The organism is Chitinibacter sp. FCG-7 (assembly GCF_040047665.1).
Classification (GTDB): Bacteria; Pseudomonadota; Gammaproteobacteria; order Burkholderiales; family Chitinibacteraceae; genus Chitinibacter; species Chitinibacter mangrovi.
The window spans coordinates 3,572,456-3,583,667 of sequence record NZ_CP157355.1; the positions used below are offsets into that span (position 1 = coordinate 3,572,456).

Annotated in this window: 9 protein-coding genes and 1 pseudogene; 4 read left to right on the top strand and 6 right to left on the bottom strand. The window is 52.3% G+C overall.

Features of this window, described 5'->3' with window-relative positions; genetic code table 11:
• Window positions 1–65: 65 nt before the first annotated feature.
• Window positions 66–1,172, bottom strand: coding sequence for a ferrochelatase (gene hemH / locus ABHF33_RS16840; RefSeq protein WP_348945033.1), 1,107 nt, complete (start codon window positions 1,170–1,172; stop codon window positions 66–68).
• Window positions 1,173–1,359: 187 nt separating this feature from the next.
• Here hemH and ABHF33_RS16845 point away from each other — a divergent pair, with 187 nt between their 5' ends.
• The gene (locus tag ABHF33_RS16845; RefSeq protein WP_348945034.1) at window positions 1,360–2,592 is read left to right on the top strand and encodes a phosphoglycerate kinase; all 1,233 of its coding nucleotides are present in this window, start codon (window positions 1,360–1,362) and stop codon (window positions 2,590–2,592) included.
• Window positions 2,593–2,743: 151 nt separating this feature from the next.
• Here ABHF33_RS16845 and pflA read toward each other — a convergent pair whose 3' ends face one another.
• The 5 genes and pseudogenes from pflA to ABHF33_RS16870 form a co-directional block, all read right to left on the bottom strand.
• Window positions 2,744–3,565 (bottom strand): pyruvate formate-lyase-activating protein, encoded by an 822-nt coding sequence (gene pflA, locus ABHF33_RS16850; protein ID WP_348945035.1) that lies wholly within the window; start codon window positions 3,563–3,565, stop codon window positions 2,744–2,746.
• A gap of 100 nt (window positions 3,566–3,665) precedes the next feature.
• Window positions 3,666–3,839 (bottom strand): annotated as a pseudogene (locus ABHF33_RS16855) (glycine radical domain-containing protein); the annotation flags it as partial.
• A 105-nt stretch (window positions 3,840–3,944) separates the two neighbouring features.
• Window positions 3,945–6,299 (bottom strand): formate C-acetyltransferase, encoded by a 2,355-nt coding sequence (pflB, locus tag ABHF33_RS16860; protein ID WP_348945036.1) that lies wholly within the window; start codon window positions 6,297–6,299, stop codon window positions 3,945–3,947.
• A gap of 328 nt (window positions 6,300–6,627) precedes the next feature.
• Window positions 6,628–6,978 carry a VanZ family protein gene (locus ABHF33_RS16865; protein ID WP_348945037.1) on the bottom strand — a complete coding sequence of 117 codons (351 nt, stop codon included), beginning with the start codon at window positions 6,976–6,978 and terminating at the stop codon, window positions 6,628–6,630.
• On the bottom strand, window positions 6,975–7,595 hold the full coding sequence (locus ABHF33_RS16870; protein ID WP_348945038.1) for a Smr/MutS family protein: 621 nt from the start codon (window positions 7,593–7,595) through the stop codon (window positions 6,975–6,977). The genes ABHF33_RS16865 and ABHF33_RS16870 overlap by 4 nt, the downstream gene beginning before the upstream one ends.
• Window positions 7,596–7,661: 66 nt before the next feature.
• On the opposite strand from ABHF33_RS16870, the gene ABHF33_RS16875 reads away from it, so the two are divergent.
• Genes ABHF33_RS16875 through ABHF33_RS16885 form a run of 3 tightly spaced genes read left to right on the top strand, consistent with a single transcriptional unit; the run spans window position 7,662 to window position 11,150 of the window.
• On the top strand, window positions 7,662–8,033 hold the full coding sequence (locus ABHF33_RS16875; protein WP_348945039.1) for an RNA-binding S4 domain-containing protein: 372 nt from the start codon (window positions 7,662–7,664) through the stop codon (window positions 8,031–8,033).
• 20 nt (window positions 8,034–8,053) lie between these two features.
• Complete coding sequence (locus ABHF33_RS16880) at window positions 8,054–9,316, top strand: GGDEF domain-containing protein (protein ID WP_157670930.1); 1,263 nt, start codon at window positions 8,054–8,056, stop codon at window positions 9,314–9,316.
• A gap of 22 nt (window positions 9,317–9,338) precedes the next feature.
• The gene (locus ABHF33_RS16885) at window positions 9,339–11,150 is read left to right on the top strand and encodes a M61 family metallopeptidase (RefSeq protein WP_348945040.1); all 1,812 of its coding nucleotides are present in this window, start codon (window positions 9,339–9,341) and stop codon (window positions 11,148–11,150) included.
• The last annotated feature ends 62 nt before the right edge of the window (window positions 11,151–11,212 follow it).

Sequence of the window (11,212 nt, forward strand, 5' to 3'; positions counted from 1 at the left end):
AATTCCCCTTTTTGTAAGAATAAACTTACCGCAGAGTGTAGCGTTAATTTCTGTAAAGCCCAAGATCATTTTTGTAAGCCTAAAGACCTAGCTGCGATATCCCTTTGTTCCAAAAGGGTTTTGTCATTTCTGGTAGATTTACCGTTTGTCAGCCAACTTGTCAGCTCACGGGAAATCAGCCCGGAAAGGCCGGAAATCCACGCGGGATGATCATTCAAGCACGGGATGAAAGCATATTTCTGCCCACCAGCGGCCTGATAATCGTCGCGCCCTTCCATGGCGATTTCTTCCAGTGTTTCCAGACAATCGGCCACAAACCCGGGGCAAATGACGTCAAGCTGACCCAGCTGCTGCTTGGCCAGTTGGTGCAGCATGTCGGTGGTATAGGGTTTGAGCCATTCGGCCTTGCCAAAGCGCGACTGAAACGCCACCGTGTACTGCCCTTTTTCCAGCTGCAGCGCCTCTGCGAGTAAACGCCCGGTTTTGTAGGCGTGGCAATGATAAGGATCGCCCTTGTCCAGCGTATAGCGAGGAACACCATGAAAGCTCATTAGCAAATGATCACCCCGGCCATTGCGTTGCCAATGCTCGCGTACGCTCTGCGCCAGCGCATCAATATAGGCCGCCTCATCATAAAAGGGTGCAACCATGCGCAAGGCGGGTTGAAAACGGGTTTTCTGCAATACGCGCGCCACTTCGTCAAATACGCTCGCGCTGGTACTGGCCGCGTATTGCGGATACATCGGCACCACGACCAGATGCTGGCAGTTTTGCGCCTTCATTTTCAGAATCTGCGCCTCAATCGATGGATTGCCGTAGCGCATTGCGTAATCAACGACTAATTCGCCTTTGAATTGTTCGCCCAGAGCCCCTTTGACCAGCTTGGCCTGCTTTTCAGTCCAGACGCGCAGCGGCGAGCCATCTTTGGTCCAGATACTGGCGTACTTGGCTGCGCTTTTTTTGGGCCTGATATTCAGAATAATGCCATTCAGAATCAGCCACCAAATCGGCCTGGGGATTTCAACCACACGCGGGTCGGATAAAAACTGCTTTAAATATGGACGGACCGCTTTGGCCGTGGGCGCGTCGGGCGAGCCTAGATTCACCAACAGGACGCCGATCTTGCTCGGGCTGGCATGCGAAAATTCCGGCTCAGGATAAAAACGGGGCATAAAGCGTCTCGGGGCAAGTCAGAAGTGCTCGCTATGATAGTGGATTTTGGGGCTGCAGTTTTCAGTCAGCGCGGTTTTTGCCCGCAATAAAGCTAAAACTCTGCAGAAACTTTAATCCGCGTCAGCTTCAAGCCCTGCAGACACGGTACAATTGGCTTTTGTTCACTTCACCATTTTTGGGGACTCTATGGCTAAGCTGTTTATTGAAGATCTCGATCTCGCAGGCAAACGTGTACTGATTCGTGTTGACTTTAACGTGCCAGTCAAAAATGGCGTGGTGGAAAGCGACAAACGCATCCGCGCAGCGCTGCCAACGATTCGCTATGCCCTTGCGCAAGGCGCTTCAGTTGTACTGATGTCGCATCTGGGCCGCCCCAATGGTCAGAAAGTAGAGAAATACAGCCTGGCTCCGGTTGCCACCCGTCTGCAAGAATTGCTCGGCAGCCCAGTCACTTTCCTCGCCGATTGCGTGGGCACTGAAGTGGAAGCCGCTTGTGCCAATCTGGCGGCGGGTCAAGTGGTGCTGCTGGAAAACGTGCGTTTCCATATCGAAGAAGAAGGCAAAGCCAAAGACGCTGACGGCAATTCGGTAAAAGCTGATCCAGCCCAAGTCGCTGCTTTCCGCGCTAGCTTGTCAAAACTGGGCGATGTGTTTGTCAATGATGCCTTTGGTACGGCGCATCGTGCGCACTCATCAATGGTCGGCGTTGAATTGCCGCGCGCTGCTGGCTACTTGCTGAAAAAAGAGCTCGATTTCCTTGGCGAAGCAGTGAATAAACCTGTTCGTCCATTGGTCGCAATCATTGGCGGCTCAAAAATCTCCGGCAAAATCGACGTGATTCAAGCCCTGCTACCTAAAGTGGACAAGCTGATTATCGGCGGCGGCATGGCGTTTACTTTCCTGAAAGCGCAAGGCTACGAGATCGGCCAATCGCTGTGTGAGAACGATAAAGTCGATCTGGCGCGTGAATTGATGGCACAAGCGGGTGACAAACTGGTCTTGCCAAGCGACACGATGGTGACGCACGCGCTCAATTTTGACGCACGAACTTTGGATGGCTTGGTAGAAGTAAAATCCACCGCGATTCCAGCCGATCAGGAAGGCGTGGATATTGGCTCTGCCACGCGCGCTGCGTATGCTGAGATCATCAAATCAGCCAAAACTGTGCTGTGGAACGGCCCGATGGGCGTATTTGAAATTGACGCATCGGCCGAAGGCACATTCGCTGTAGCCCACGCACTGGTGGATGCGACTGCCAATGGTGCCATCACCGTGGTCGGTGGTGGTGACTCAGTCGCGGCGGTGGAAAAAGCGGGCTTGGAAGACAAAGTGAGCCACGTTTCAACCGGCGGCGGCGCTTCACTGGAATTCCTGGAAGGCAAGGCATTGCCAGGCGTTGAAGCACTGAGCGAGAAGTAATCGCACTTTGCTGTTTTTCAATCAGTGGCAGCAAGTAGCAATAAAAAACCTCGCTAGCGCGAGGTTTTTTATTAGGTATAGCTCTGTAGATCATATAAATCATGGACTATAGAGCCATACCCATTCACTTACCCATGATTTTTAAACCGATCTAACAGCAAAAAATCCCCTGCGCTCTAAATTGCTCGCGCACGCGATGCGTCAATTCGGTGCTCGGTGGTTTAGTGTCGCCCAGCTCATACTTCAGCCCCAGCTCGGCCCATTTGTTTTCGCCCATTTTATGAAAAGGCAGTACTTCTACCCGTTCCAGCACACCGGGGTAAGCCTGATTCAGCTGCGCCAGATAATCAGCCAGCTTCTGCACGTCGGCTTCGTCATCGGACCAGCCGGGCACCAGCACGTAGCGCAGCCAGATTTTCTTGCCCATTTTAAATAGCCGCTGGGCAAAATCCAGCGTCGGCTGCAGCGGCTTGCCGGTTAATGCTTCGTATTTTTCCGGGTTCATCTGTTTGATATCGAGCAGTACCAGATCGATATTGTCGAAATAGGCATCGGGCAAATGCGCCGCCAGAAACCCCTGGGTATCGAGCGCGGTATGCAGCCGCATCTCCTGTTTGGCGCGGCGGAAAATCTCGCCGATAAAATGCGCCTGCATCAGCGGCTCGCCGCCGGAAATGGTCAAACCACCCGCAACGCGCAGAAAGCTGGCGTATTTGCCAATTTCCGCCACGATGGCGTCCACGGTCCACGGCTTGCCCGTGTGCAACTTCCAGGTGTCCGGGTTGTGACAATACAGGCAGCGAAACTGGCAGCCAGACACAAACAGTGCAAAGCGCATTCCCGGCCCATCGACCGCTGCGCCCGTTTCGATTGAATGCACGTAGCCAAATTGCTTGCCATCGGCGTCGAAGGCGGCGGGTACAATCTCGCCCAGCGGCTTGCCGGGCTGCTCAATGAGTTCGATAGGGGTCATGATTATGCTCGTGGAATTCTCGTGATGATGGGCGCCTTGGCGGCGCGGCAATAAAAAAACGGATCACCCGGATCCGTTTTTCCTAGATGGCCATTTCAGCTTAACACTTTTCGTGGAAGGTCCGGTTAATGACATCAAGCTGCTGCTCGCGCGTTAATTTGACAAAATTCACCGCGTAACCCGAAACCCGCACGGTCAGCTGTGGATATTTGTCCGGATTGGCCATCGCGTCTTCCAGCGTTTCTTTATTCAACACATTCATATTGAGATGAAACAATTGCGCCATTTTGCTTTCCTTTTGGGTATATGACTACAGAGCAATCCAGTATTGGCTTGTAGGGCAATACCCTTTGAGGCCCACCCTGCTCGCGACACTCAATTAACACTTGGCATGGAAGGTGCGATTGATCACGTCCAGCTGCTGCTCGCGGGTCAATTTCACAAAATTCACCGCATAGCCTGAAACACGAATCGTCAATTGCGGATAGTTTTCCGGATGTTCCATCGCATCCATCAAGGTGTCTTTATTCAGTACATTCATATTCAAATGGAATAATTGGTCTGGCCCATCTTCCAACGTTTCCAGCTCAGCCAATTTTTGATCCACTTTGTCGGCGCTTTCACACATCGAGCATTCTTCGCCGTGCGGGCCAAACAAGCCATCAATCGAAGCAGCCAGTGTTTTTACGCGATCTGCGGCGTTGTGACCCAAGGCGTCTGGCGTCATTGACGCAGTCCAGGACACGCCATCAAGTGCTGATTCGTATGGAATCTTCGATACCGAGAAACCTGCGGCGACAAAACCATTGGTGTCACGGCCATTCATCGGGTTCGCGCCCGGTGAGAATGGTGCGCCTGAACGACGGCCGTCTGGCGTATTACCGGTTTTTTTGCCGTAAACCACGTTGGAAGTAATCGTCAACACCGACTGAGTTGGCATTGAATCACGGTAGAACACGGGCTGCGCTTTGATTTTTTCCATAAACGCCGTTGACAGCCATACCGCGATGTCATCGGCACGGTCATCGTTATTGCCGTAAGCCGGATATTCGCCTTCAATCACATAATCCACGGCAAGGCCTGATTCATTGCGTTTGATATGCACTTTGGCGTGTTTAACCGCTGACAATGAATCCGCAGCCACCGACAAGCCAGCGATACCGCAAGCCATCGTGCGCAAGATGTCACGATCGTGCAGAGCCATCTCGATACGTTCGTACGCGTATTTATCGTGCATGTAGTGAATTGAATTAAGCGCAGTCACGTAGGTTTTGGCCAGCCAATCAAGCATTTTGTCGTATTTGGCCATCAATTCGTCGTACTCAAGTACATCGCCTTTGATCGGCTCAAAGCCTTTGGCGACCACTTTGCCGGTTTTCTCGTCCACACCGCCATTAATCGCGTACAACATCGCTTTGGCTAAGTTCACCCGCGCGCCAAAGAACTGCATTTGTTTGCCCACACGCATCGCCGATACGCAACACGCAATCGCGTAATCATCGCCCCATTTCGGGCGCATCAAATCGTCGTTTTCGTACTGGATCGCAGAAGTGTCGATCGACACTTTTGCGCAGAATTCTTTAAAGCCTTGCGGGAATGACGTTGACCACAATACAGTCAGATTAGGCTCTGGCGCTGGGCCCAGGTTATACAGCGTATTGAGTACACGGAAGCTCGATTTGGTCACCAGAGTGCGGCCATCTTCACCGGTGCCGCCAATCGACTCGGTTACCCAGGTTGGATCACCCGAGAACAGATCATCGTATTCGGGCGTACGCAGGAAGCGGACAATACGCAGTTTCATCACCAGATGGTCGATGTACTCCTGCGCTTGCGCTTCGTCGATACGGCCTTCTTTAATGTCGCGCTCAAAATAAATATCCAGGAATGTGGAGATACGGCCAATCGACATTGCTGCGCCGTTTTGCTCTTTCACGGCGGCAAGGTAGCCGAAGTACAGCCATTGCACGGCTTCCTGTGCCGTGGCGGCTGGGCGGCTGATATCAAAGCCATATTTCTTGGCCATGATTTTCAATTCATTCAACGCTTTGATCTGCTCGGCCAGCTCTTCGCGAAGACGAATTACTGATTCGGTAAATGGCACATCGTCCAGCTCTACTTTTTCGCGTTTCTTATCCGCAATCAGGAAATCAACGCCGTACAGAGCGACACGGCGGTAGTCACCGATAATCCGGCCTCGGCCGTAAGAATCTGGCAGGCCGGTAATCACACCCGAGCTGCGACACGCCATGATTTCCGGCGTATAGGCGTCAAATACGGCATTGTTATGATCTTTGCGGTACTTGGTGTAAATCTCTTCGATTTGCGGGTTCATTTCGAAGTGATAGGCAGCCAAGCCGTTCTGCACCATGCGTAAACCGCCATTGGGCATAATTGCGCGACGTAGCGGCGCATCGGTTTGCAGGCCAACGATGGTTTCAAGATTTTTGTTGATATAGCCCGCATCATGCGCAGTGATCGTTGAGCCAAACTGGGCAGAGACTTCCAGCACCCCGCGCTTGCGCTCTTCTTTGAGCAAGGCCGACAATTCGCTCCACAATTGAGTTGTTCGCTCGGTCGGGCCCGCAAGGAAGCTATCATCACCGAGATACGGGGTGTAGTTCGCCTGAATGAAATCACGTACTTCGACCTTGGTTTGCCAGTCACCTGCGGCAAAATCACGCCAGGCGTCCAGTTGTGATTGATCCAAAGATTTGTCGATTGGGGCGTTCATGGGAATCTCCTTGTGGCGATGTCGGCTAGACATCATGGGCCAAAACAGCTTTTGGCGTGTTTTACCATTGCCCGGACGATACGGTATCGGCCGATACTAATAATGACATCAAACTATCGTAGCAACTTACACCCAAACAAACTTGATTCAGGTCAGTTTTTTCAGTTTGTTGTCGATCAAAGCTGCCTACATTTGGATACCGCCAACGTGGGATCAACTACAGCCCTGATTTGTTACTCATATTCTATTCCTCTGACCAGCCGGAAGACATCGAATTGATTACCCTGACATAGGTAAATATTGACACCGGCCCTCAGCGGCAAGAATGTCAATCAATTTTCCTTCTTGAACACCAGTACCACACCGAGAGCCCCAGCAAAGCGCCCAGCGCATTGGCCAGCATATCGGCTGGATCAAAGCTTCGCCAAGGTGTTAGACCTTGGGCAAATTCAATCAGCACACCAAATGTCGTCGCCAGAGCAAAAGCCAGGCCAACGCGGGTACGAACTCGGAAAATGAGAATCGCTAGGACGGCGTAGCCGATGAAATGCTGGATTTTGTCGCCATGCTGGATGCTAGGCGAGCCAGAGAGAGGCAGTAAAGAGCCGATCAATAAGGCCAGCAACCAGATGACAAGCATCCAGTGGCGGTAATTAATGGGTATGGATTGCAATTTCATTTTGATCGTCCTGATTTTAATAAGACCAATACAGCGCCATCAGCGCCTTGTGCGGGCTTGGCTTGCGCAAAAGCCAGCACCTCGGCTCGCTGTACCAGCCAGTTTTTCAGCTTGAGTTTGAGTACTGGCTGCCCGTCACGTGAACTTAACCCCTTACCATGGATAATGCGTACGCAGCGCTGCTGCCTTTGCATGCAGCGATCCAGAAAAACAATCACCTTCTGGCGGGCACTCTCGGTACTCTCGCCATGCAAATCCAGCTCAGCCTCAATGCCATATTGCCCACGCTTGAGCTTTCTCAGCGCATCCAGACGCAAACCGGGCTTGGCAAAGAGCAACTGCTCAGTCGCACCCAGCTCATCCCAGGGCCAGAAATCACTGACATCTTCATGCGGCAAAGCCAGCTGGGGCGTTTGCAACTTGGGCCAAGGGCTTGCAGGAATTTGGGGATGCTCAAATTGGCTAGCCCGATTGATTGGCTTCACACCCTGCATGGCCTTAAGAAACAATTGCTCATCACTTAATGGCGGCTTGACCGGGGCTTTGCTGATTGCACGTGTTTGCTCTTTAAGCCGTTTTTGCAATTGTTTGAGTTGATATAAGGTTGCTTTGTCCATGTGCAATCAGGCAAGTGTGTATAGTAAGATGGCAATGCGTTGAAATTATTTGATTGTGCAGAAAAAATGCGTCTGGATAAATGGCTGTGGGCAGCCCGCTTCTTCAAAACCCGCTCTATCGCCAGCTCGGCCATCGAAGCTGGACATGTTAACCTGAATGGCGAGCGGGCAAAACCAGCCAGACAACTCAAATTGGGCGATTGCCTGCTGATTCGCGCCCCACACGGCGAGTTTGAAGTCGAAGTCATGCAGCTGGCCGAACAACGCTGTGCAGCAGAACTGGCCAAAACCCGTTATACCGAAACAGCCCGCAGCGTCGAAAAACGGCAACGCGACGCATTTGCCAAAGCGCTGCAACCGAGTTTTGATCATCCGCAGATCAAAGGTCGGCCAACCAAAAAATGGCGCCGTCTATTAACGACGCTGGACCATTCCTGACCTAGAGTTAGAGAGCTCGCATGCCTATCTATACCAAAAGACTGATTTATTTTGTCGCACCCAATGCGCAGACCTTTGCTGAACTGGGGCGACAGCTACAGTTTTTCGGGTTTGAATTTATGGTATTCGAGCGCAATAGCGCCCTGCTGGCTGCGCTGTATACAGAAAAGCCCTCCATTGTGGTGCTTGACGAAAACGGGATGAGCGACAGCAGCGCCGAGCAATGTTTGCCCCTACTGAAAAAGCTGTTCAAAGGGCCGATATTTCTGGCCAATCTGGGCATTAATCTGGCCGAGCAGCTCGCTTTTTTGCGCACAGGCGTAACCGACTTCATCAGTTACCCGATTCATCTGCAGACGCTGATCGACCGGCTCGATCACCTTGAAGAGCTGGAACATATTCTGCCGTACAAGGTGCTGCTGGTGGATGACTCGGACACGGTTGCCAAATGGGCCAGCTCAACACTGAGCGGCGCGGGCATGATTGTTAAACATCTGGCCGATCCGCTCAAAATCATTGAATGGCTGGAGGAGTTTCACCCGGATATTCTGCTGCTGGATGTTTATATGCCCGAGTGCCAAGGCGATGAAATTGCCAAACTGATTCGCCAGCGGCCGCAGTTTGACTCGGTGCCGATTGTTTTTCTGTCCACAGAAACACACCGAGGTCGCCAGCTGATGGCTCGCAGCATGGGCGGAGACGATTTTCTGGTGAAAAACATGGAAGCGGATGAGCTGATTGCGGCAGTCAGCATTACCGCCGAGCGCTATCGCACACTTAGACGCTGGATGACCCGGGATAGCCTGACTGGTTTGCTCAATCACACCAACCTGATTGAAGCCCTAAGCCGTGAAGTCGCCCGGGCGCATAAAGAATCACGCCAGCTTTCGTACGCCATGATCGATATTGATCACTTCAAGCAGATCAATGATCGCTACGGCCACAGTGTCGGTGATCGCGTCATCAAAAGCCTCTCGCGTTTTCTGAAGCAATCGATGCCCAACGCCGATGTGGTCGGCCGCTACGGTGGCGAAGAGTTTGCGCTGATCTGGTCAGACCATACCCAGATCCGTGCGGCTCAAAGAACCGACGAGCTACGCGCCAAGTTTGCCGAGCTGGCACAAGCCAATACGGATGGCCATTTTGTCGCCACATTTAGCGCAGGCGTCGCCCAGCTGGAAGAAGGCATGAGCGCCCAAGAGCTGATCGATGCGGCAGACCAGGCGCTCTATCAGGCCAAAGCAGCAGGCCGCAACCAGATTGGTCTGGCGGCTAAAAAATAATCAACCTTCTCTGACGATCTCAATGCGCATTCACTACAGTATCAAACCTCTCGATCTCGCATCGCACCGTTTTACCGTTCAATTAACCATCACCCAGCCCGACCCGGCTGGGCAGATTCTGCAACTGCCGTGCTGGATACCGGGCAGTTACCTGATTCGTGAGTTTGCCCGCAATCTGGTGCACATCAGCGCCAGCTGTGCAGGGCAAGCTGTGACGCTGGAAAAACGCGATAAATCCACTTGGCAAGCGGCGCCCTGCCCAGGCCCGCTGACGGTGAGCTATGAGGTGTATGCCTTTGATTTATCTGTTCGAGGCGCTTATCTAGATCAGACCCGGGCCTTTTTTAATGGCACCAGCGTCTTTTTGCAGGTAAAAGGGCAAGAGCACCTCCCTTGCCATATTGAGCTCAATGCACAGGATTTCGCCGCAGGTTCAAACTGGCAGGTCGCCACCGGCCTCAAAGCAGAATCGATTGATGAGGCGGGCTTTGGTAATTATGTTGCGTGCAATTATGACGAACTGATTGACTGCCCGGTCGAAGTGAGTGATTTTGCTTCAGTCGAATTTGAGGCGTGTGGCGTGCCGCATCGGATGGTCATTTCAGGCCGGCATCAGGCTGATCTGGCTCGCCTGAGCCGTGATTTAAAAGCCATCTGCGAATACCAAATTCACCTGTTTGGCGAGCCCGCGCCGTTTGATCGCTATCTGTTTATGACCATGGCGGTGGGCGATGGGTATGGCGGGCTGGAGCATCGAAACAGTACAGCACTGATTTGCAATCGCAGCGATCTGCCCCAAGCCGGTGACGAAAGCATTACGCCTGCCTACCGGCAATTTCTGGGTTTGTGCAGCCACGAATACTTTCATAGCTGGAATGTCAAACGCATCAAACCCGCCACTTTTGCCCCCTACGATCTGCAACAGGAAAATTACACCACCCTGCTTTGGGCTTTTGAAGGCATTACCTCGTATTACGATGACTTGTGCCTGCTGCGCTCTGGCCTGATTGACTTGGATACCTATCTGCAATTACTCGCGCAGACTGCCACTGCAGTTTATAGGGGGTATGGCCATCAACGCCAAACATTAGAAAACTCCAGTATGGATACCTGGGTAAAGTATTATCGCCCGGACGAAAACAGCCCTAATGAGCTGGTCAGCTATTACACCAAAGGGGCACTGGTTGCCCTGTGCCTGGACTTGCATATCCGCCAGCAGACGCAAAACCGGAAATCACTCGATCACGTCATGCAGGCTCTGTGGCTGCGTTATGGTCGGGACTTTGACCAGCACGGACGCGGTGTTGGCGAGCAAGAATGGGAGGCATTGGCCGCCGAGGTCAGCGGGCTTGATCTGCAAGACTTTTTTGACCGGGCATTGCGCAGCACTGAACCGCTACCGCTATCGGACTTGCTGGATCATATCGGCATTGAAATGCAAGAGCGCCCTGCTACAGGCTCGAATGATAAAGGCGGCTGGCAGGAATCCTTAAGCAGGCCGGCCTTGAGCTGGGGATGTCGCTACAGCACCGACGCGGCCGGGATTAAAGTAAGCCATGTATTTTATGAACAAGCCGCCTGCCGTGCCGGGCTGGCCGCAGGTGACGTCATTGTTGCAATTGACGGTTTGCGTGCCAATACGACGCTACTGGAGCGGCTATTTGCCACACCGAGTGCCGCACAAACTCATGTGTTGCACGTATTTCGGCGCGATGAATTGATGCAGCTGCGACTTGTACCGGACATCGCGCCAGCCGATACAATTGGATTTCAAATAAAAAAAGGATCAAGTCAGCAGGAGGCTGAAAACCTTTCTTCATTCACAGGAAATTGATTGCGCACTGCAAAATACTGGGCTAAAAAAACTTATTGCTTCACATGCGATAAAACCCACCA